The following is a 22,105-nucleotide window of genomic DNA, read 5'->3' as shown; positions in this document are numbered from 1 at the left end:
TGCAGTCAGCCGGCCGGCCTCGTCCTTAGCGCGGGGCAGCGGGGTGGGGACCCTAGAGCGCCGTGAACCTCAGGACCAGGGCGTGTTCCGGGTTGAGGATGGGCATGGGCAGGCCCACTTCGGCCAGGAAGCGGCCGCCAGCAACGGCCCCGTCTGCCAGCCAGGCCGGGGGCTGGACCTGGGTGAACGTGTGGGCGTAGTCGGCGTCTCCGGGCGCCGGGAAGATGGCTTCCACCCGGTAGGTGCGGTCCGGTTCCAGGCCGGGGATGGTGATCCGGCCGATCTGTTCCGCGAACGCGGTGCCGGTGCTGACCAGGGCGAACAGCGCCGCCGTCGTGCCCTGCGCGGCACCGCTGGGGGCCACCACACCGTGCAGCATCAGGGAATCATCGGGCACGTCAGCGCGGACCATGCGCCCGGAGTGGATCAGGCCGCGGTGTTCCTTGTAGAGGGCGATGAAGCGTTTGAGTTCCTCGCGCTCGGCGCCCTGGACCCCGCGGACATCCCACTCCATGCCGAAGTGGCCGAACAGCGCCGTGATGGCGCGGAAGGACAGATCGTGGGTGCGGGCTGTGGTGTGCGAGGTGGTGGGGCCGACGTGCCCGCCCACGAGCTCCGGCGGGACCACCAGCCCGGTCCAGCGCTGGATGGTCTGCCGTTCGAGGGCGTCGTTGCAGTCCGAGGCCCAGATGCGGTCGGTGCGTTCCAGGATGCCCAGGTCCACCCGGGCGCCGCCGGATGAGCAGCTCTCAATCTCGACGCCGGGGTGGGACTTCTTGAGCTCGTCAAAGAGCCGGTAAGCGGCCAGGGTCTGTTCGTGGACCGAGGAGCGGCCGGCGTGGCCGTGCTCCAGCTGGTCCCGGTTCTGATCCCATTTGAGGTAGCTGATGTTGTTCTCGCGCAGCAGGGAGTCCACGCGGTCGAAAATGTACTGCCACGCGTCAGGGTTCACCAGGTCGATCACATGCTGGTTCCGCCATTCGATCGGCAGGCGGCCGCCGTCCTTGTAGCTCTGGACGGAAGGACCAACAATCCATTCGGGGTGCGCGCGGACAATATCGGAGTCCAGGTTGACCATTTCCGGTTCCACCCAGAGCCCGAATTCCATCCCGCGGGATGTCACGGCATCGATCAGCGGAGTGAGGCCGTCGGGCCAGAGTGATTCGTCGACGTACCAGTCGCCCAGGCCGGCGTGGTCGTCGCGGCGGCCGCGGAACCAGCCGTCGTCGAGCACAAATCGCTCAACGCCCAGTTCGGCGGCGGAGTCAGCCAGCTCGATCAGGGTGGACAGGTTGTGGTCGAAGTAGACCGCTTCCCAGGTGTTGAGGACAACGGGACGGGGCTTGCCCGGATGTGTTGCGGTGCCCTTCTTTCCATCGGCTGTGGGGAGAACGTGGTGGGGGCGGGACCGGAACCAGCTGTAGAACGCCTCGCTGATGCCGTCCAGGCCGCGGTCCGAGTACGCGGCAAAGAGCGCCGGCGTGGTGTAGCTGGCGTCGGGTGCGAGGATGACCTCGGCCGGGCCCAGAAGCTCGGAGCCGCCGATCATGGTGCGGCCATCGCCGATGCTGTCGGCGAACTGTTCGTGGTTGCCGCTCCAGGCCAGGTGCGTGGCCCAGACCTTCCCGTGGCGGTTGCCGAACCCGGCGGTGCCCGCGGCGAAGAGCAGCGAGGAATCGTGCCCGGTGCGGCCATGCCGGCCGGTGCGGACCCAGGTGCCCTGCTGGATGGGGCGGCGCTGCGGGTGGCGTTCCCGGCACCAGCGCCCTGTCAGGTCAAGGAGTTCAACGGCGTCCGGCGCCACCGGGAGGACGGTGGCCAGCTCGTCGAGCTGATAGGGCGTGGTTCCGTCGTTGGTGAGGGTGTGGCGCAGCTCCAGCAGGCCGCCGTCGTGCAGTGTCAGCGCGGATGAGACGGTGAGCCCGGCACCGGAATCGGCCTGGACGATGACGGCAGAGTTGCCCTCGGCGCTCGCTGTCATGACGCGGAGGCAGGCCGAGAAGTCAAGGCCGGAGACGCCGTCGGCGACGCGGTGGCCACGGAGGGCGGGACGGCCGCGCCAGCTGGAGGATGCCTGCGGCAGGAGGCCGGCGGGCACGGTGGCGTCGATGGCGGAGTGGGGGATCGGTTCGCCGAGAATGGCGAGGTCCGGCAGGGGGGTGCCGCCCAAATCGGCGCCCCAATGGATAATCTCGGCCTCCCCGCTGTTGAAGCTGATCACCAGGCTGGTGCCGGCGGTACGGAGGTGGAGGGGGTCCATAAAGATCTCTTTCGGTATTCACGGGGTGCACGGGTCATCGGCCCAAACAGCAGGCCAGCACCTCCCCCGCCAGCGGTGGAAGTGGTGACCTGCTGAGTCAGGTAGCTGTGTCCTGACGATACTTCCTGACAGTTACTCCTTGACAGGGATCGACTGGGACTTCAGGGATTCGATGGTCTTCTTCTCGCCCGTCTTCAGGGCGTCCAGGAGGGTGCCGTCGCCTCCCGTGGCCTTACCGAACCCGTCCGAGACGTCGGTGTAGGTCTGGGTCATGGTCGGGCCCCAGGTGAAGTTGGGGTCGACGTTCGAGGATGCCTCGGCGAAGACTTCGTAGATCTTCTGCCCGCCGAAGTACTCGACGCCGCCGGTGAACGCGTCGAGGTCCGTTGCCGACTTCGCTGCCGGGTAGAGCCCGCCCAGTTCGTTGGCCAGGGCCAGTGCTTCAGGATCGGTGTTCAGCCACAGGGCGAACTTTGCGGCTTCATACGGGTGGTCGGACCCTTTCAGTACCGCTGTGGAGGAGCCTCCCCAGTTGCCTGCGGCTTTTCCGTTGCCCTCCCACTGGGGCATGGGAGCGACGGCCCACTTTCCGGCCGTGTCGGGCGCGCCGCTGGCCAGCGTCGAGGCACCCCACACGGCGGAGACCCAGGTCCACTGCTGGCCCTCGTTGAAGGAGGCGTTCCATTCATCGGAGAAGGAGGGCAGCGTTGAGACCTGGTCCTTGCTGAGCAGGTCCTGCCAGTAGCTGGCAACCTTCTCCGACTCCGTGCCGGTCAGGTTTACCTCCCACTGGTCGTTGTCACTGGAGAACCACTGTCCGCCGGCCTGCCAGACGTTGCCGGCGAACCAGTTGACGTCGCCGCGGGGGAAGTTGGTGATGTAGGAACCGCGGGCCTTGATCTGTTCGGCGGCCGCTGCGTATTCGTCCCAGGTTGTGGGGACCTTGATACCTGCCTCCTTGAAGAGGTCCGCGCGGTAGAACATTGCCATCGGGCCGCTGTCCTGCGGGACGGCGTAGACGGCGCCTTCCTCGCCGAAGGTCACCTGGCCCCAGGTCCAGTCGACGAACTTGTCCTGGGCGCCGGCTACTCCCTCGCAGGCGGCGATGTTCTCAAGGCCATCCTGGACGCGGAAGTTCGGCAGGGCGTCGTATTCGATCTGGCCAAGGTCTGGCGCGTTGCCGGCCTGCAGCTGGTTGAAGAAGTTCTGGTAGGTGCCAGAGTTGCCGTTGGGGCCGGTCTGCACCTTGACCTGGATGTTCTCGTTTTCTTTGTTCCAGAGGTCAACTACCTTGTCCATGCCCGGTACCCAGGTGGTGAAGGTGAGCTCGACCGGCCCGGACGACGGTTCGCAGGAGCCGGCGGCCGCAGTGGACGTACTGCTTTCGCCGCCGCCTGAGCAGCCGGCGAGGGTGAGCGCCGAGACAATGGCAAAGGCTGCGGTGGCTTTTCCGTAATGCGCGCGCATTTCTATTCCTATCGGTGGGGGTGTGTGCCGTGGCGGGCGCCGCGGGACGGTTGGGTGGAGGAGTGGCAGCCGGGAGCTATTTGACGCTTCCGGCGCCCAGCCCGCTGCTCCAGAAGCGTTGGAGCGCAAGGAACGCTCCGATGAGCGGGAGGATGGACACGAGGGCTCCGACGATCACGAGGATGCGGAGTTCGGGGATCTGGCTGATCTGGCTGTTCCACGCGTAGAGGCCGAGCGTGACGGGGAACAGCACCTGGTCACGGAGCATGATCAGGGGAAGGAAGAAGTTGTTCCAGATGGCCACGAACTGGAACAGGAAGATGGTCACAAGCGCCGGCGCCATGAGGCGGGTTGAGACTGTGAAGAACGTCCTGACTTCCGAGGATCCATCGAGGCGGGCAGCCTCCAGTAGCTCCCCGGGAACGCTCGCCGCGGCGTAGATGCGGGCAAGGTACACGCCGAAGGGGCTGACCAGGCTTGGCAGGAATACTGCCCAGAGGGTGTTTGTCAGCTTCACTTCGCTGAAGATCAGGAACAGTGGAAGAGCGAGGGCCGTTGCAGGGACCAGCACGCCGCTGAGCACGATGTTGAAGAGGGCTTCCCGGCCGCGGAACTCGTACTTGGCAAGCGCGTAGCCGCACATCGCGGCGATGACGGTACCGAGTAGGGCGCCCACTCCTGCGTACAGGGCGCTGTTGGCGAGCCAGCGGCCGAAGACCCCGTCACTGTAAGTGAAGAGCTTTCCCAGGTTGGCAAAGAACGTGGGGATGGAATCCATCGTGAACCACAGTGGCGCTGTGCCGGTGATCTGTCCGCCGGTCTTCGTGGAGGAGACCAGCAGCCACCAGATGGGGGTGAGGAAGTAAAGCGTGAACACGCCCATGATGAGCATCGCTCCGCTGCGGGACATGATGCTGTGCCGCGGCCCGCGGGGTGTTTTTGCTCCGGGGCCGGACTTGCTTGCCTGCCCTGTTGCCGTTGCTGCGCTCACTGGGTGACCTTCCGCTGGGTTGCCTTGAGGAAGACGAAGGAAAGAATGAACGTTGCCAGTGCCAGCACCACGGAGAACGCTGCGGCAAGGTTGTAGTTGGGGACGGAAGCCGTGGTGTACACCGCGAGGTTCGGGGTGAACGTGCTGCTGATCGCCGAGCTGAAGCTTCGAAGCGTCTGGGGCTCGGCAAGGAGCTGGAGCGTGCCGATGATGGAGAACACGCCGGTGAGGATGATGGCCGGGACCACCAAGGGGATCTTGATGCGCCAGGCGATCTGGAGGTTGCTGGCACCGTCCAGCCGTGCTGCCTCATAGATTTCGGTGGGGATGGCCAGCAGGGATGAGTAGATGATCAGCATGTTGTAGCCGACGTACACCCAGGTGACGATGTTCGCGACAGCCCACAGCACCAGGTCGGCCGAGAGGAAGTTCACTTCTGACGTGATGGCATCGAAGGGGGAGAGCGACGGCGAGTACAGGAAGCCCCACATGATGGCGGCGATGACACCGGGGACGGCGTAGGGGGCGAAGAATGCGAGCCGGAAGAACCTCTTGCCCTTCAGCAGCGGCGAGTCGAGCAGCAGGGCAAACAGCAGGGCCAGGCCCAGCATGATGGGAACCTGCACCGCTCCGAAGAGGAGCACCCGTCCGACTGACTCCCAGAATTCGCTGTTTTGGAAGACCTGCTGGTACTGGACGAATCCTCCGAAGACCTGCTTTGGGGGGCCGAAAGTTCCCTTGCGCTCCACCGTGAGCAGCGACTGCACCACCGCGAAGATGATGGGGATGGCGTAGAAGGCAAGGAACAGGACGCCGAACGGCGCGATGAACAGGAAGACGGCGCGGCGCTGGGCGGCGCCGGTCTTGGTTTTTCGGGTTTTCGGCGCCCCCAGCGCCGAAGCAGTTCTTGAACTAGTCACTTTCAACATCCTTTGGGCCGGTAGTGCGGCCAGTGGTCTGGGGTAGTGGTCTGGAGGTGCGGACGACGCGCACGGCGCCTGCTGGAACCGCGACGACGCTGGAGACGTCCTCGCCGACAATCAGCTCGTGGCCCTGCACCGCGTATTTGTGCTCTTCTTCTGAGTGGTTGATGAGGAAGACATAGCTGTTGTCCGTGCCGGCGCGAACAACGGCTTCAAGGCCCTCCGGGGAAGCCAGGCCGGTGATCCCGGCCCCGCCGGCGGCTTCGGTCACAACATCGCGCAGGGCTGCAGGATTAAGGGCGGTGCCGATGTACCAGGCGTGGCCGGAGCCGTGGCGGTTGCGCGTGACTGCGGCGGTGCCGGTGAGATGCCCCTCAACGAAGCACACCTTGGCCTCGGCCCCTTCAAGACGCAGCGCCTCGGTCCACAAGGCGGCTGCGGAGCCGTTGTCCAAGGCCAGGGCCTGCCCCGGTGCCAGGGGGAAGAACTCCTCGGTACGGATGCCGAGCAGGCTGCGGAATGCCCCAGGGTAGCCGCCGGCAAGCACGCGCTCGTTCTCATCGACGATGCCGCTGAAGTAGGTAACGACGGCGTGGCCCCCCTTCCTGACATACTCGGCCAGTACGCCCGCCTCCCGTTCCCGGACGAGGTAAAGTCCGGGCACGACAGCGAGCTTGTAGCCGGAGAGATCGGCGCCGGGGGCAACGACGTCGACAGTGATTCCCGCCTCCCACAGGGCCTTGTAGATGGCGTGGACCTGATCGAGGTAGCGGACGTCCGAGGAGGGGTGGGATTCCTGGTCGTAGGCCCACCACGCCTCCCAACTGAAAACTAGGGCGGCCTCGGCCTGGACGGTGGTGCCCCCGACCTCCGCGAGTTTGTCCAGGATGCCGCCCAGTTCGACTACCTCGCGCCAGATGCGTGAATCCGTTCCGGAGTGGGGAAGCATCGCCGAGTGGAATTTCTCACTGCCCTGGACTGAAGCGCGCCACTGGAAGAAGCAGAGACCGTCGGCGCCGCGGGCGAGGTGTGCGAGGGAGTTGCGGAGCATTTCGCCGGGACCCTTGGCGATGTTGCGGGGCTGCCAGTTCACTGCCGAGGTGGAGTGTTCCATCAGCAGCCACGGCTGGCCGTTGGCCAGCCCGCGGGTGGTGTCGGCGGCGAAAGCCAGTTCCATGGTGGGGGAGTCAAGCCGGTGGTCGAGGTAGTGATCGTTGGCGATAACGTCCATGTGGGGTGCCCAGGACCAGTAGTCCTGGTTGCGGACGTGCGCGGCGACCATGAAGTTGGTGGTGACCGGAATGGAGCTGTGCTGCCGCAGGACCTCGGCCTCGGACTGGTAGTAGCCAAGAAGTTCATCGGAGCTGAAGCGGTGGAAGTCCAGCACTTGCATGGGGTTGTTGGTGGAGACGGTGACGCGGGGAGGCAAGAGCTGCTGCCAGTCGGAGTACCGCTGCGACCAGAATGTTGTGCCCCACGCCTTGTTGAGCGCATCGAGGCTGCCATACCGGTCAATGAGCCAGCCGCGGAACGCCGCGGCGGAGACATCGCAGTAACACAGGGCGTTGTGGCAGCCGAGCTCATTGGACACATGCCACAGCCGGACGGCAGGATGGCCGCCGTATCGGCGGGCGACCTCCTGGACGAGCCGGAGCGCGTGTTCCCTGTAGAGCGGGGAACTGGGGCACCAGGCCTGGCGCCCGCCCGGCCAGGCGCGGGTTCCGGACGCTGACTGGGGGAGGATCTCCGGGTGCAGGGTGGTGAGCCACGCAGGGGTCGAGGAAGTTCCGGTGCCGAGGTTGACTGCGATGCCGTTGGCATGAAGCAGGCCAAGAATCTCGTCGAGCCGTTCGAAGGAGTAGGTTCCCGGCGAACCCTCAAGCTCGGCCCAGCCGAAGATGTTCACTGCCACAAGGTTGACGCCGGCCTGCCTCATGAGGAGGACGTCCTCCTGCCAAACCTCGCGGTCCCACTGTTCGGGGTTGTAATCGCAGCCATAGACGAGCTTTCCATTTCCGGATAGCGCGGTGACTGGCGTTGTGCTCGGGCTCAACCCTGCTCCTTCAACGTGGGGGTTCGTTAAGGCTCAGGAGAGGCCCTGTGCTCTTGAACGATGTTGTCGATCTTCTGTGAACGTTCCCAGAACGCGCACCTAAACGGCGCATCAGGCTTCTGGGAACGTTCACAGAGTAACAAGGCTCACACGGGCTGTCAATGGATTAATGTGAGCCGGGGCACCCTGAAGCTCGGATACAGTACAGATATGTCCCTGACACGAGCCCGTGCCCGCCGCGCCACCATCAACGATGTCGCGGATGCTGCAGGGCTTTCCCGCGGCACCGTTTCGCGGGTGGTCAACGGGGAGAAATATGTTTCCGCCGAAGCCAGGCTGGCGGTGGAGGAAGCCATTGCCCGGGTGGGGTATGTCCGGAACAGTGCGGCCCGCAACCTGGTCACCCGGGAGTCCCGCGCCATCGGCCTGATCATCCACGAACCCCACTCCCTCCTGTTCGAGGATCCCAACATCGGCTCGATTCTGCTGGGGGCCAACGAGGTGCTTTCCAAGGCGGACTATCAGCTGGTTTCCCTCATTATTGACTCCGACCGGGACAGCCGGAGGGTTGCGGACTACCTGCGGGGTGGACTGGTTGACGGTGCCGTCATTGTCTCAGCACGCGCCTCGGACCCGATCGCGGCCGCCGTCGCCGAGATCGGGCTACCCGCTGCCTTCGTTGGCCATCCCGATGGCACTCCGGACCTGCCGTACGCCGCCATCGACAACGTCGAGGCGGCACGCAGCATCACCAGCAGGCTGCTGGACACCGGCCGGCAGCAGGTGGGCATGATCGTCAGCGCGCTGGACCGGGATTCCGGCCAGGACCGCCTCGCCGGGTTCCGGGCCGCCATGGGAGAGCGTTTCGATCCGCGGATGGTTGTGGAGTACCCCCTGTACACCTACGCGGCGGGGCTGGAGGGAATGCAGGAGCTGCTGCGCCGTTTTCCCGGTATCGACGGCGTTTTCGCCGCCTCCGATGCGGTGGCCGCAGGAGCAATGACCGCGCTGCAGGAGGCCGGGCGACGGGTCCCCGAGGACGTCGGGATCGTCGGTTTCGATGACAGCAGCTGGGCCGTGCGGTGCAGGCCGCAGCTCTCCACAGTGCGGCAGCCTGCGGACCTTCTGGGAAGCACGGCCGCGGAACTTGTCCTGATGCAGATCAGGGGGCTGCCCAGCCCGCCGCGGGTCCTTGAGACCGTGGTCGTATGGCGAGGCTCGGCCTGACACCGCTCCCCGCCGGGGCGCCTTTAGTCCGGGACAATCCGGAGCCTGGTCGCTTCGCCGAGGATTCGCTGGGCTTCGAGGCCCAATCCGGCGTCGCTGATGACCTCATCGGCCGCGTCCAAGGGGGCGATGGTGCTGATGCCCAGGAGCCCCCACTTGGTGTGGTCGGCGAGGACCACGGTTTTCCGGGCGGCGGCGACGAACGCGCGGTCCGTCTCGGCCTCCAACAGGTTGGGTGTGGTGAAGCCGGCGTCGGTGTCCATGCCGTGCACGCCCAGGAACAGCACATCCAGGTGCAGCTGCTTGAGTGCCGCCGTCGCGATGGGCCCCACCAATGCGTCCGACGGCGTCCGCTCGCCGCCGATCAGGATCACGGTTGACACGAAGCGGGCCGCGCCGCCGGACGCCGCGTGGTGGAAGAGGTCAGCAATGCGCACGGAATTGGTCACCACCGTGATGCGCGGACCGTTGACCAGTTCCTTGGCAAGGGCCCACGTGGTGGTCCCGGCGCTGAGACCGACAGCCATGCCCTCCTGCACCAGGCTGGCAGCCTCCAGCGCGATGGCGCGTTTCTCCGCGGTCAACTGGGTGGACTTGAGCTCGAAGCCAGGCTCATGCGTGCTGATATCCCCCAGGACCTTGGCGCCGCCATGGATGCGCTCCAGCCGGCCGCCGTCCTCCAGCAGTTCGATGTCACGCCGCACCGTCATCAGCGAAACGCCCAACTGCTGGGCCAAGTCGGACACGCGAACAACCCGCTCACGCTGCACAGCGTCCACAATCGCCTGATGACGTGCAGCGGGGAGCATCTAAAGCAATCCTTAAAGCCGGGGGACAGAACTGCACCAAGCATACGGCGACGGCGCCGCCCAAGATGGTGAGCGGCGCCGTCGACTCACCCCGCTCGCCACGCGCTTACTTTCTAAGGGACGCCGCGATCTGGGCCATGACGGTGGTATCGGCCAGGGTGGTGGCGTCGCCGGATTCGCGGCCCTCGGCGATGTCCTTGAGCAGGCGGCGGACGATCTTGCCCGAGCGGGTTTTGGGCAGTTCCGGGACCACGAGGATGATTTTGGGCTTGGCGATGGGCCCGATTTCCTTGCCCACGTGGTTGCGGAGTTCCTGGATAGTGGCGTCGCCCTTGTCCACGGCGTCGCCGCGCAGGATCACGAACGCGACGACGGCCTGGCCGGTGGTCTCGTCTGCCGCGCCCACAACGGCGGCTTCAGCCACTGACGGGTGCGATACCAGGGCGGACTCGATCTCGGTGGTGGAGAGCCGGTGTCCGGAGATGTTCATGACGTCATCTACCCGGCCCAGGAGCCAGATGTCGCCGTCTTCGTCCTTCTTGGCGCCGTCGCCGGCGAAGTACATGCCTTCGAAACGGGACCAGTAGGTCTCCTTGAACCGCTCGGGGTCGCCCCAGATGCCGCGGAGCATGGCGGGCCAGGGTTCCCGGATCACCAGGAAGCCGCCGTGGCCGTCCGGCACGGATTCGCCCTGCTCATCGACGACGTCCACCGCGATGCCGGGCAGCGGCACCTGCGCGGAGCCGGGCTTCGTGGCGGTGACGCCGGGCAGCGGGGCGATCATCTGGGCGCCGGTTTCGGTCTGCCACCAGGTGTCAACGATCGGTGCCTTGTTGCCGCCGATGACATCGCGGTACCACATCCAGGCCTCGGGATTGATGGATTCGCCCACGGAACCAAGGACCCGGAGGGAGGACAGGTCGTACTTGTCCGGGATCTCCCGGCCCCACTTCATGAACGTACGGATGGCCGTAGGGGCGGTGTACAAGATGGAGACCTTGTATTTCTCGATGATCTCCCACCAGCGGCCCTGGTGCGGGGCATCCGGGGTGCCCTCGTACATGACCTGGGTGGCGCCGTTGATGAGCGGGGCGTAGGCGACGTACGTATGGCCGGTGACCCAGCCGACGTCGGCCGTGCACCAGTAGACATCCGTTTCGGGGTGCAGGTCGAAGACGGCCTTGTGGGTGTAGGCGCCCTGGGTGAGGTAGCCGCCGGTGGTGTGCAGGATGCCCTTGGGCTTGCCGGTGGTGCCGGAGGTGTACAGGATGAACAGGGGGTGCTCGGAGTCGTGTCCCACGGCCTTGTGCTCGGCGGAGGCCAGCTCAACGGTGTCCGCCCACCAGTGGTCCCGGCCTTCGTGCCAGTCCACGTTCTGGCCGTTGCGCTTGACCACCACAACGTTCTGGACCGTGTGCCCGTCGGCGGAGAGGGCGTCGTCCACGGCGGTCTTGAGCGCGCTGGGCTTGCCGCGGCGGTAGGTGCCGTCGGCGGTGACAACGAGTTTGGCTTCGGCGTCCTCGATCCGGGAGCGCAGGGCGTCGGCGGAGAACCCGCCGAACACCACGGAGTGCACGGCCCCGATGCGGGCGCAGGCCAGCAGCGTGATGACGGCTTCGGGGATCATGGGCAGGTAGACGGCCACCCGGTCTCCCTTGCCAACGCCGAGGGACTCGAAGGCGTTCGCAGCCTTCTTCACTTCTTCGGTGAGCTGGGCGTACGTGTACGTGCGGGTGTCGCCGGGTTCGCCCTCGAAGTAGATGGCCACCCGGTCCCCGAGTCCGTTCTCCACGTGGCGGTCCAGCGCGTTGTACGCGGCATTGACTTCGCCGCCCACGAACCACTTGGCGAACGGCGGGTTGGACCAGTCCAGTGCCTGGTCGAAGTCTTTGCTCCAGGTGAGCAGCTCGCGGGCCTGCTTCGCCCAGAAAGCCGGGCGGCCGGCGTCGGCCTCTGCGTAATCAGCTGCGGTGACAACGGCGTCGGCAGCGAATTCGGGGCTGGGGGCGAAAGTGCGGTTTTCGTGCAGCAGGTTTTCAAAGGCGTCGCCCTGCTGGTCGGTCTGCACGGAAGCTGCGGGGGCGGTGGCCGTGGAGCCGGGAGTGTCCTGAGACATGGTGAACCTCATCATTCATCGGTCTTTTCAGCGGCTGCCGTCGCCCGGCCGTGCTCCGCCGCTTTGCGCGGCATTGGGCAGCGGCCGATCACGGACATTCCGCAAAGAGCTGTTCCGGAATCAAGCCTAATACGCGCCGGGGCCGCGATGTGTTCGCTGTCACAAAGGCGCCCGCGAACGGCATTTATTTAGCGGTGAATGGTTAAAGGACCCTGATCGCTGGCGTCCCGCCGCTGCGGATGAGCTAGTGATCGGCCATGCGGTTGGCTAGGCTGAGATTGAATTGTGACTTTCTACGGAGCTGTCGGATCCGGTGCATCACTGCCGGGCCTGGCCGTTGCCGCCGTTTCGGACGGCACAGTTTTTGGGACGGAACCGTCCCGGTGCCGCCACGCTAAGGAGTACAGAATGAACCAGCAAAGCTTCGGCCAGAAATTTGGCCGCGCAACCGAGGCAGGGCCTGGCACCACCCCGGGGGAGGGCTCGGCGAAGGGCGTGCAGAAGCCGGCCGGCGCCAAGCCAGGCACCACCAATCAGGCCGTGATGGGTCCGTTCACGCTGCGGGACCTGACGGTTTTCGCCGCCACCCTCATTCTCCTGGTCGCCTCGCTGCTGCCCATCTTCTTCGGCCGGTTTAATCTCTGGAATGCAGGCAGCCTGTTCTTCCTGGGCCTCGGCATTGTGCTGCCGCTGATTGTCACGGCACTCTTTGTTGCCCGCCGGCTCGCTCCCGCCACGAAGGTCCGCATCGGCTCGCTGTCCGTAGACCAGTTCGCGTCTGTGGTGGCTTCCTTCTCGCTGGCGTTCTTCTTCGTTTCCACGGCCGCTGCCTATGTGCCCAGCCTGTTGGTGGGCCTGGTCGGTTCCGTCGTGCTGTTCGCGGGGACCGTGCTGAGCCGGTTCATTCCGTACTTCGCCGGCGACTTCCTGAGGCGCGACGAAACCCCGGCCCACGTGATGGCGCGCGACTCGGCCGTCCCGCTGCCCAGGCCGCACACGCCCAAGGAACCGAAGCCCACGGCCGCGCCCGTCCCGGCGGCTTCCGCGCCTGCGGCCACTTCTGCAGCAACTTCTGCGCGTGCCGCCACCCCCGCCGCTTCGGCCGGGGCCTTTTCCGCCCAGACTGCCTCCGCGTCTGCCTCCTCTCCGGCCGCCACCTCCTCTCCGGCCGCCACCTCCTCTCCGGCCGCCACCTCCTCTCCGGCTGCGTCAGCAGCCGTCTCCTCCGCCCCGGAGGTCAACGAGTGGACCGCTGCCGGCGACCCCAGCCCCGCAACCCAGGCGGCCGACGTCGTGCCTTCCCCTTCAGCGACGGGCACCTCCGCGGCGCCCGCCGTTGCGGAGACTACTGCGGGTGACATCCCGACGGCGGCTCCTGCTGCATCTTCGCCGGCCGCTGCAGCGTCCGCCCCCGCTGCCCCTGAAGCGGCAACCCACGACGCCGGCACAGGCGTCCCTGCCTCGGCACGCCAGTCTGCCGCGGAACCTGCAGCGACGGCCGTGCATCAGCAGGTGCGCCGCGTGGAGCCCATCGGCGCCACCGTGGATCCGGCTTCCAGGCCGGAAGAATCGTACGAAGAGCCGGCGCATGAGGCGTTCTGGTTTGCCGTGGCCCAGCACCGGACCGCGGTGGACCCCCAGACCGGCGCCCCCGCCTTTGTGATTGAACCGGGCGGCTGGGTGCTGGCCCTGGAAGACCGGGGCCACGAATTCCTGGTCCAGCACACCGACGGACGGGTGGGCGTGCTGCGCGACCTCAGCAACATCGAGCGCGGCTAGCCGGCCCCGTGGCCACGTCCCGTAGACCCGGATCCGGTCCGGCCACAACAGCCCCGGAGTCTTTGCTGGCGTTGAAGCGCCGGGCGCGGCGGATCAACAAGGCCCTGGCGGAGAAGTATCCCTATGCCCACGCGGAGCTGGATTTCCGGAACCCGTTCGAGCTGGTCGTGGCCACCGTGCTGTCGGCCCAGACCACCGATGTGCTGGTCAACCAGGTCACCAAGATCCTGTTTGCACGGTACCCGGACGCCCGGGCCATGTCAGAGGCCGATCCCGCCGAGCTGGAAGCGATCCTGCAGCCCACCGGCTTTTTCCGGGCCAAAACGAAGAACGTGCTGGCACTGAGCACGCGCCTGGTGGACGAGTACGACGGCGTGGTCCCCGGCCGGCTGGAGGACCTGGTGACGCTGCCGGGAGTGGGGCGTAAGACCGCCAACGTGGTGCTCGGCAACGCCTTCGGCGTCCCAGGGATCACTGTGGATACCCACTTCGGCCGGCTCGCACGGCGCTTCGGCTGGACCACGTCCGAGGACCCGGTACAGGTCGAATTCGACGTCGCTGAACTGTTTGAGCCCAAGGACTGGACCATGCTCTCGCATCGGGTGGTGTTCCACGGGCGGCGGGTGTGCCACTCACGGAAGCCAGCCTGCGGCGCGTGTCCGGTAGCGAACTGGTGCCCCAGCTATGGGTTGGGCGAGACCGACCCCGTCAAAGCTGCCAAACTCCTTAAATACGAGTTGGCGCCCGGGAGCGAGAGCCTACTGGAACGGTTGCTGGCCGAGACGCACCGTGCCGCTGAAATCCGGATGGAATCGCAGAGGCGGCTCCCGTGAGCGCGCGCCAGGACCTGATCGACCTGGTGCGCAGATCGGACAGCGGCGACGTCACGGCGCCAAACACTGCCTGGGCGGCCCTGACCGTGGATGAAACCATAGCCCGCAAGGCGGCAGTCCTGATGCTTTTTGGTGTGCTGGACGACGTTCCTGCAGCCTCCGGCAAGCCCCTGGCCGCGGCGGATCTTGATGTCCTGCTGCTGGAACGCGCGCACACCCTGGATTCCCATCCCGGCCAGGTCGCCTTTCCCGGAGGTTCCATCGACGGGGACGAAACCCCGGTTGCCGCAGCCCTCCGGGAAGCCGAAGAGGAGACCGGGCTGGACTCCGCCGGGGTGGAGATCCTGGGCGTGCTGCAGGAGCTTGGCCTGGCGCGCAGCAATTTCCTGGTGACGCCGGTGCTCGGATGGTGGGCATCGCCGTCGCCGGTGCACGTGGTGGACTACGCCGAATCCGCCCAGGTTTTCCGGATCCCCGTCCGGGACCTGCTGGACCCGGCCAACCGGGTAACAGCCACGGTCAGCCGCGATGGCAGGACCTTCAGCAGCCCCGCCTTCGCGGTCAGCGGCGTGCTGGTCTGGGGCTTCACCGGGATCATTCTGGATGGACTCTTTGAGCAGCTGGGCTGGGCCGTGCCGTGGGACCGGACCCGGCTCCACGAGGTGGTCTTCTAGACGATAGAGCTCGTATGGTCGGTGTGGCCCTGCGGGACTGAGCCCGCCGGGCTTGCACATGCGTGTGCGCCGGCTGAGCTGGCGCACACCGGCTCAGCTGGCGAGCGGCTGCTGCCGAAGATCAACAACAATGCCGGTGGCCGCGTTTTCACGGAGTGCATTGATGCCGTCCTTCAATGCACCGAGATGCTTGAAGTCGGGCGAAACCGCCACGGTATTCCCGTTTGAGTCGGTGAGCCTCAGCCGATAGCACTCGTCACTTACACGATATATTTCAAATCTGCCCGCCATATGCCGGACCTCCCCTGATATGCCTCTTTGCATGAATAGCTGAACCGTCTGCTTCAGTCCTGCTCTGATGTAACCATGGTCACAGCGCTTCGACCAGCTACTCCCGGGTAGGTTTCTTCCTGCTACCCGTGGGCCGTTGCTACTTTGCGTTGTCGTAGGAGTCCACGACGGCCACGCTGACAGGGAATTCCACCGGGATGGGGCCGAACAGCAGTTCCTTCGCGGCGGCGGCAGCCTCCTCGATGGCCCGGATGCAGGCCTGGACGCCGGCCTCGGGGGCGTGGACCATCACCTCGTCATGCAGGAAGAACACCAGCTCCGCCTGAACGGAACCGTCGGCACGCAAGGCCCGCAGCCGCCGTCGTAATTCCGCCAGCCAGCACGCCGCCCAGTCAGCGGCGGATCCCTGCACCACAAAGTTGCGGGTGAAGCGGCCGCGGGAACGGGCAATTGATTCTGCCCTGCGCTGCTCCTCTGCGGTGGCCGACTGCTGGCTCCGGAACCACCCTTCCGGCGGGGGCGGGCTGCTCCGGCCGAGCCGGGTGGTCACGGTGCCGCCGGCCTCGCCGTCGCGTGCCGCCTGCTCCACAAATCCGACGGCGCGGGGGTAGGTCCGTGCCAGCTGCGGCATCAGGCGCCCGGATTCGCCCGTGGTGGCGCCGTAAATGGCGCCGAGGAGGGCGACCTTCGCCTTGGCGCGGTCGCCGCCGAAACCCTGGGCGGCGATACCGGCGTACAGGTCCTTGTCGCGCGCTGCTTCCGCCATTTTGGAGTCCTGTGCCAGCGCCACCAGCACACGGGGTTCCAGCTGGGAGGCGTCCGCGACGATGAGCTTGTGGCCGGGATCCGCATGGACCGCGCCGCGGATCTGCCGCGGGATCTGCAGGGCCCCGCCGCCCCGCGAGGCCCAGCGGCCGGAGACCACGCCGCCCACAACATACTCGGGCTGGAAGCGGCCGTTGGCTATCCACGCGTCCAGCCAGGCCCAGCCGTTGGCGGTGTGCAGGCGGGACAGTTTCTTGTAGGCGAGGAGCGGTTCGATGGCGGGGTGGCTGGACTCCATCAGCTCCCACTGCCGCGTGCTTTTCACCTCGATGCCGTTGCGGTGCAGGGCGCGCATCAGTTCCTGCGGCGAGTCCGGGTTCAGCCCGGGCGAGTTGAGCAGCCCCCGCAGTTCTGTGTTCAGGGCCTCCAGCTTCGCGGGGCGGTGACCGGACGGAGGGCGCGGCCCGAGGTGGTCGGCCAGGATCTTCTCGTGCAGGTCCTCGCGCCAAGGGACGCCGGTGTGCTGCATCTCCGCGGCGATCATGGCGCCGGCGGACTCGGCGGCCAGCAGGAGCTGGAGCCGCTTCCGCTTGTTTTCTGCCGGAGGCGCATCGGCCAGGGCCGCCTGCTGCGCGGCATATTCGGCGCGGAGCTCCGCCAGGGTGTGACGCGGTGTCCGCTGGCGGACGTCGTCAAAGAGCGCTCCTTGGTCCGCCGGCGGGGGCGGCGGCTGCAGGGCGCGGGGCAGCTCCTGGGGATCGTCCAACGATTCCTTGTCGGCGTTCCGGGCGTACTCCGTGTGGGCGGTGAACTGCGAATACGCCAGGATACTGCCGCACAGGCTGAGGTCATAGCAGCGGTCCACCTCCACGCCCGCCGCCAGCAGCGCGGGGTACCAGTCCTGGGTCCGGTGCCAGATCCACCGGGGCGGCGCCTCGCGGGGCCGGTTTTCCAACTGGCGTACGACGCCGGCCAGCTCGCTTGCGCTGATGAGGCGAGGTTCGGGGCGGTCGGGGTGGGGGTCGCCCGCCTGGGTGACCTGCTGGAGGGCTGCGCCGTGGGCGTGGGCGGCGAGCAGCAGATACATAGGTCCAATTCTGCCCTGTGGTGGGGGCGCGAGTGGACCGATGGGGTGGGGCGTGTGCCGTGGTGTGGCTGTAGTGCGGGCTGTGACGTCAGCGCCATCGATTTGGCGGCACGTCAACATATGTTGACGTGCCTTCCAGTGTCAATTAAAGTTGACGAATGGAGGTAGAGCGGATGAAAGCGCTGGTCGCATCAATGGACGGGAAAGGCCCCGCTGAAGCGCTGTACGCAGTGGCGGAACTGCAGAAGGAGGTCGGCCGCACCGAAGCAGCTCTGGTCCGCAAGGCGAGGCAGACCGGTCTGTCGTGGGAGGCCATTGCCCTGTGCCTTGGGGTCAGCAAGCAGGCCGTCCACCGCAAATACGGGAAGCAGTAACCGCTCCGGCCGTTCGGCCACGTCTTTCTGTCCGGCCTTTCGGCCACGTCTTTCTGTCCGGCCTTTCGGCCGGGTGGGGGAGTTGTCCACATACGGTGGCATGGCCCTGTTTCTCCCCCTTGAGTTCGGTGGAGAGTTGCTGCATGAGCAGGCACCAGCTATCGCCACCCCCTTCCGAGCGGCCTTCCACCCAGCTGTCCCGTGCCCGGCCCTCCCCTCCCCAAGGATCTGAATCCGGTGGTTCCCAGGCCCGTGGTTCCATGTCCCGGGCGCCTGCCTCGGCACAGGCCGCGGGAGCCTGGCTGCCGGACCCCGCTGGTGCCGAGGTTCTCCTGGTCACCGGCTACGACTTTCTGCAACGCGAAGTGGAGCGGATTGTGGCTGCCGCTGGCGGCCAGCTGCGGGTGGTGGCGGACGTGGCTGATGCCGCCAAGTACTGGGACGCCGCGGCCGCAGTATTGGTGGGGAGCGATGTCCGCGAGCTGCCGCCGCGGCGACGGGCCCCTGCCGTGTTAGTGGGCCTGAACGGGGAGGGGGACAGTCTCTGGCACCTGGCCACAGCCCTGGGAGCGGAGCGGGTAGCGGTGCTTCCGGATGCCGCGGCCTGGCTGGCGGAGTACCTGAGCCTGTCGCGTTCGCCGGAAGCGGGAGGGCTGGTCCTCGGGATAACAGGCGGCTGCGGCGGTGCCGGTGCCACCACCGCCGCAATCTGGATCGCCCAGGCGGCCGCCGGGCTGGGTGTTCGCGTATTGCTGGTTGATGGGGACCCGTGGGGTGGTGGGATGGAACTGGCGCTGGCGGCTGAGGAGACGCCTGGGCTGCGCTGGCCTGACCTGTCGGACGCGAGCGGAAGCATCGATCCCGGGCAGCTGGCCGATTCACTGCCGGTCGCCGGTGGGTTTTCCTTCCTGTCCTGGCCCGGCAGCCGCGACCGTCAGGCACCGGTGGATGCCGCCACCACCGGCAGCGTACTGGATGCGGCCCGGCGGGGCTATGAACTGGTGGTGGTGGACATCGGTCGGGGCGCCGAACCCGTGCGCATGTTTGCGTGGGACTGTGACCGCATCCTGGTGGTTGTGCCGGCGCAGCTGAAGGCCGCGGTGGCCACGGCCCGGCTGCTTCACGAACTTCCGCCGGTTGAGGCAGCCCTCCTGATCCGGGGCAAGGCCGGTGCCGCGCTGGACGCCGGACTCATTGCGGACGCCGTCGGGCTGCCCGTCCAGGGCCGCGTACCGGAGCTGCGCGGCGTTACGGCGGCCGGGGAAAACGGACGGCTCCTTGACGTTGGCAAACGGCGGAGCGTCAGGCATTTCGCCGCCTCAGTGCTCGATCTGCTGGACGGCGACATTCCCGTCGGAGACCTGCCGTGAGCGCGCGGCAGCCAGTCCCGCCGCCGTCGCCCCCGGACCAGCGGACCGGGGCACGCCGTCGGCAGGCCCGCGTCTTGGATCCGCGCTTTTTGGATTCGGCGCTGTTGGAAACGGTCCGTGAATCCGTCATGGCTGACGCCGGACCTGTCACCCCTTCCCGGGTGGCCGCCGCCGTCCAGGCCACCGGGCGGCTGCTGGGGACCGCCGGCTCCCTCGCCGCCGTGGAACGGATCAGCGCCGAGCTGAACGGGCTTGGCCCGCTCCAGGAACTGACGCGGGATGTCCACGTCACCGATATCTTCGTCAACGCCCCGGACTCGGTGTGGATCGACCGGGGTCAGGGCATCGAACCGGCAGGGGTTTCATTTTCCGGCGAGGCACAGGTGCGGGCTCTGGCATCGCGGCTCGTGGCCGCCGGCGGCAGGCGGCTGGACGACGGGTCCCCGTGCGTTGATGTCAGGCTCGACGGCGGCTACCGCGTCCACGCCGTCCTTCCGCCCATTTCCACAGCCGGCACCCTGGTGAGCGTCCGCATCCGGCGGGAGCAGGTCTTCTCCATGGACGAACTCCGTGCCGGCGGCATGTTCGGCAGCGTGGTCCAGGAGGTCCTTGAACGGGTTGTTGAGCAGCGGCTGAGTTTCCTGATCAGCGGGGCCACGGGTTCCGGGAAGACCACGTTGCTCTCCACCCTGCTGGGGCTGTGCTCCCCGGCTGAACGGCTGGTCCTGATCGAGGACGCGTCCGAACTGAACCCCGTCCATCCGCACATTGTGTCGCTCGAGTCCCGACACGGAAACCTCGAAGGCGGCGGCGAAGTGGACCTCGGCGAACTCGTCCGGCAGGCACTGCGGATGCGGCCGGACCGGCTGGTTGTGGGGGAATGCCGTGGTGCCGAGGTGCGGGAACTCCTGACCGCCATGAACACAGGCCACACTGGCGGGGGAGGGACCATCCATGCGAACGCTGCCACCGCTGTCCCGGCCCGCCTGACAGCTTTGGGAGCTCTGGCAGGCATGGGCCAGGACGCGGTCCGGCTGCAGGTAGCCAGCGCCTTGGACGTTGTGGTCCACGTGGAGCGGTCCGGCCACGGGCGGCATGTCGCCTGCGTTGGCGTGGTGCAGGACGGTCCCGGCGGACTTACCGTGGTTCCGGCGTTGGAGACCAGGCGCGGCCAGCTCGGCACCGGTCCTGCCTGGGAGGCGCTGAGCTCACGGCTGGGGCTGTCCGCCGAGGCGGGTGCCGCCGCATGACACTTCTGCTGGTCGTTGTCCTCGGGCTGGCGGCCGTGCTGCTCTTCAGCCCGCCCGGCGGTGCCTCAGGCCGTTTCCGGCGGGCCGTGGGGAACGCAGGACAAGGCCTCGCCCGTTGGGTTCGCTCCGGGGCTGGTGGCACCAGAACGGGCGGCTCGTGGCGCAAGGTGCTCCGTGCCGGACCGGAACGGAATGACCTGTCACTGACCTTTGTGGTGCAGCAGCTTGCTGCGCTGCTGAAGGGCGGCCGCACTCCGGCACGGCTATGGGATGAACTTTGGCTGGTCCACGGCGGCCGTCCGGAGCCAGGTTCCGCAAAAACGGACGCAGGCTCACGCGCGTCGCGGGACGTTGCCGGAAGGGCTGGACCATCCCGTGGGGCAGCGGACGGGCGCAGCGGTCCGAGCCTCAGCGCAGGTTCCCTGGTGATGCTTGGCGCCGTTCGGGCGGCAGCGTTCCGGGGCGCACCGGTGTCTGAGGCGATCAGGAAGGCCGCGCAATCGGAGTTTTCGCGCGCCGACGGCAGGGAGCCACGGATCTGGTGTGAGCTGGCCGCCTGCTTTGACATTGCCGAAGCCAGCGGCTGTCCGCTGGCGGATGTTCTGGCGAGGTTTGCGGCCCAACTGGAAGTGGAAGACGATGCCGAGGCCGCACGGCAGACAGCCCTCGCCGGACCCAAGGCCACGGTCAGTCTTCTGACGTGGCTCCCGCTGATGGGACTGGGCCTGGGAATAGCGTTGGGTGTGGATCCCCTGGCAATCCTGATCGGAACCCCGCTGGGACTGGCGGCGCTCGCAGCGGGCGTGGGCCTCACCATCGCCGGAAGAATCTGGTCCGCCCGCCTGGTCGGTGCTGCCGCCGGGGCCGGTGTGCCATGACGGACTTTCTTGTGCCGGGGCTTGCCTTGGCCGTTGTTCTGGCTGCTGCCGCTTGCCTTGCTCTTTCGCAGCCAAGCCGGGTCCGAAAGCGATTGCTCAGACTGCGAGGGGACGTGGGTGCCGGGCCGCATGGGACCGATGAAGCACTCACTCAAGGCGGCCCTCTTCACGGATTGCGTGACACGGCCATGATGCTTGAGCTCGTGGCCGCGATGCTGGACGCGGGGTCTGGCATTGGCCGGTCCCTGGAACTCGTGGCGGCCTCGGCCTCCACGGACTACGGCAAGGCGCTGCGTCCGGTGGTGTCTGCGCTCGCCATCGGAGCCGACTGGGAGACAGCCTGGCGCAGTTCCGAAGTCCGGCTTCCTGAAATCCTGGAATTGCGTGACGCACTGGGATTCGCCGCCCTGACCGGAGCGCCGTCGTCGGCCATCCTTTACGCGCAGGCTGCCAGGCTACGCCGGGAGAGGTTCCGCGCTGCGGAGAAACGGGCGGCCTCGCTCGGCGTGAAGCTGGTCATTCCCCTAGGCCTGTGCTCGCTCCCGGCCTTCATCTGCCTGGGCGTAGTCCCGGTCCTGCTGGCACTGGTGCCGTCCGGGTCCTGACCGTGGGATTTGCGCTACGGTCCATTCCTCCACACCCCGTCCCGTCCTCCACAATTCACTCAAGGTGGCGCTTATCCACTTACGGGATGTTTGCACTTACTGACATCTGCGGAGCCGGGAAGAGTCGAATCAGCCGGCAACTCGGCCGGAGCACAGAAGGGAAACCGTCACCATGACCATCATCCAAAACAGCCTTTTCTCCGCCCTTGCGCCGGAGCTCAGTACGGGAGTTGCTGGTACCCCAGCAGGGGACTCCTTAGCCTCGATCCACCGATCCGCCTGGGCGGATGAGCTGAATTCGGTTTCGGCTCGTTGTGCGGGCGAAGGGCGTGCTGGGGTGCCGGGCCTCGCTG

19 protein-coding genes are annotated in these 22,105 nt (G+C 66.9%); 10 read left to right on the top strand and 9 right to left on the bottom strand.

From position 1 onward, the window contains the following. Positions 1–52: 52 nt before the first annotated feature. The 5 genes from NG696_RS08840 to NG696_RS08820 form a co-directional block, all read right to left on the bottom strand. Positions 53–2,260: an alpha-galactosidase gene (locus NG696_RS08840; protein ID WP_252575185.1), complete on the bottom strand. Its 2,208-nt coding sequence runs from the start codon at positions 2,258–2,260 to the stop codon at positions 53–55. 132 nt (positions 2,261–2,392) lie between these two features. Further along, positions 2,393–3,727 carry an ABC transporter substrate-binding protein gene (locus tag NG696_RS08835; RefSeq protein ID WP_252570374.1) on the bottom strand — a complete coding sequence of 445 codons (1,335 nt, stop codon included), beginning with the start codon at positions 3,725–3,727 and terminating at the stop codon, positions 2,393–2,395. Positions 3,728–3,803: 76 nt separating this feature from the next. Next, positions 3,804–4,637: a carbohydrate ABC transporter permease gene (locus tag NG696_RS08830; protein ID WP_252570594.1), complete on the bottom strand. Its 834-nt coding sequence runs from the start codon at positions 4,635–4,637 to the stop codon at positions 3,804–3,806. A gap of 77 nt (positions 4,638–4,714) precedes the next feature. Further along, positions 4,715–5,647, bottom strand: coding sequence for a carbohydrate ABC transporter permease (locus NG696_RS08825; RefSeq protein ID WP_252570372.1), 933 nt, complete (start codon positions 5,645–5,647; stop codon positions 4,715–4,717). After that, positions 5,631–7,694, bottom strand: a complete 2,064-nt coding sequence (locus NG696_RS08820) for a beta-galactosidase (protein WP_252570370.1) — start codon at positions 7,692–7,694, stop codon at positions 5,631–5,633. The genes NG696_RS08825 and NG696_RS08820 overlap by 17 nt, the downstream gene beginning before the upstream one ends. A 210-nt stretch (positions 7,695–7,904) precedes the next feature. Here NG696_RS08820 and NG696_RS08815 point away from each other — a divergent pair, with 210 nt between their 5' ends. Continuing rightward, positions 7,905–8,921 carry a LacI family DNA-binding transcriptional regulator gene (locus NG696_RS08815; RefSeq protein WP_252570369.1) on the top strand — a complete coding sequence of 339 codons (1,017 nt, stop codon included), beginning with the start codon at positions 7,905–7,907 and terminating at the stop codon, positions 8,919–8,921. A 23-nt stretch (positions 8,922–8,944) separates the two neighbouring features. On the opposite strand, the gene NG696_RS08810 is transcribed toward NG696_RS08815, so the two are convergent. Beyond that, entirely contained in the window at positions 8,945–9,730 is a 786-nt protein-coding gene (locus NG696_RS08810) for a DeoR/GlpR family DNA-binding transcription regulator (RefSeq protein ID WP_252570367.1), read from the bottom strand. A 106-nt stretch (positions 9,731–9,836) separates the two neighbouring features. Then, positions 9,837–11,846: an acetate--CoA ligase gene (acs, locus tag NG696_RS08805; RefSeq protein WP_252575183.1), complete on the bottom strand. Its 2,010-nt coding sequence runs from the start codon at positions 11,844–11,846 to the stop codon at positions 9,837–9,839. A 408-nt stretch (positions 11,847–12,254) separates the two neighbouring features. On the opposite strand from acs, the gene NG696_RS08800 reads away from it, so the two are divergent. Genes NG696_RS08800 through NG696_RS08790 form a run of 3 tightly spaced genes read left to right on the top strand, consistent with a single transcriptional unit; the run spans position 12,255 to position 15,132 of the window. Next, on the top strand, positions 12,255–13,625 hold the full coding sequence (locus NG696_RS08800) for a hypothetical protein (protein WP_252575181.1): 1,371 nt from the start codon (positions 12,255–12,257) through the stop codon (positions 13,623–13,625). Between the two features lie 8 nt (positions 13,626–13,633). After that, on the top strand, positions 13,634–14,458 hold the full coding sequence (gene nth / locus NG696_RS08795; RefSeq protein WP_252570362.1) for an endonuclease III: 825 nt from the start codon (positions 13,634–13,636) through the stop codon (positions 14,456–14,458). Continuing rightward, on the top strand, positions 14,455–15,132 hold the full coding sequence (locus tag NG696_RS08790; RefSeq protein WP_252570360.1) for an NUDIX hydrolase: 678 nt from the start codon (positions 14,455–14,457) through the stop codon (positions 15,130–15,132). Before nth ends, NG696_RS08790 begins: the two co-directional genes overlap by 4 nt. A 93-nt stretch (positions 15,133–15,225) precedes the next feature. Here the strand turns inward: NG696_RS08790 and NG696_RS08785 are convergent, their stop codons facing one another. Beyond that, a complete protein-coding gene (locus NG696_RS08785) occupies positions 15,226–15,423 on the bottom strand; it encodes a YegP family protein (RefSeq protein WP_252570358.1) in 198 nt (65 codons plus the stop codon). Positions 15,424–15,562: 139 nt separating this feature from the next. After that, positions 15,563–17,275: a bifunctional 3'-5' exonuclease/DNA polymerase gene (locus NG696_RS08780; RefSeq protein ID WP_252575179.1), complete on the bottom strand. Its 1,713-nt coding sequence runs from the start codon at positions 17,273–17,275 to the stop codon at positions 15,563–15,565. Between the two features lie 158 nt (positions 17,276–17,433). Between NG696_RS08780 and NG696_RS08775 the strand changes: the two genes are divergently transcribed. The 6 genes from NG696_RS08775 to NG696_RS08750 form a co-directional block, all read left to right on the top strand. Beyond that, on the top strand, positions 17,434–17,649 hold the full coding sequence (locus NG696_RS08775) for a death domain-containing protein (RefSeq protein WP_252570354.1): 216 nt from the start codon (positions 17,434–17,436) through the stop codon (positions 17,647–17,649). Between the two features lie 260 nt (positions 17,650–17,909). Further along, the gene (gene ssd, locus NG696_RS08770) at positions 17,910–19,019 is read left to right on the top strand and encodes a septum site-determining protein Ssd (protein ID WP_374211205.1); all 1,110 of its coding nucleotides are present in this window, start codon (positions 17,910–17,912) and stop codon (positions 19,017–19,019) included. Further along, a complete protein-coding gene (locus NG696_RS08765) occupies positions 19,016–20,269 on the top strand; it encodes a TadA family conjugal transfer-associated ATPase (protein ID WP_374208722.1) in 1,254 nt (417 codons plus the stop codon). The genes ssd and NG696_RS08765 overlap by 4 nt, the downstream gene beginning before the upstream one ends. Further along, positions 20,266–21,147, top strand: coding sequence for a type II secretion system F family protein (locus tag NG696_RS08760; protein WP_252570350.1), 882 nt, complete (start codon positions 20,266–20,268; stop codon positions 21,145–21,147). The genes NG696_RS08765 and NG696_RS08760 overlap by 4 nt, the downstream gene beginning before the upstream one ends. Beyond that, on the top strand, positions 21,144–21,752 hold the full coding sequence (locus tag NG696_RS08755) for a type II secretion system F family protein (RefSeq protein ID WP_252570349.1): 609 nt from the start codon (positions 21,144–21,146) through the stop codon (positions 21,750–21,752). The genes NG696_RS08760 and NG696_RS08755 overlap by 4 nt, the downstream gene beginning before the upstream one ends. A 172-nt stretch (positions 21,753–21,924) precedes the next feature. After that, a partial coding sequence (locus NG696_RS08750) for a hypothetical protein (protein WP_252575175.1) occupies positions 21,925–22,105 on the top strand: 181 nt, incomplete at its 3' end.

The organism is Pseudarthrobacter cellobiosi (genome assembly GCF_023913755.1).
GTDB lineage: Bacteria > Actinomycetota > Actinomycetes > Actinomycetales > Micrococcaceae > Arthrobacter > Arthrobacter cellobiosi.
The sequence above is the reverse complement of the archived record's forward strand: the minus strand, read 5'-3'. Positions and strand labels throughout refer to the sequence as shown.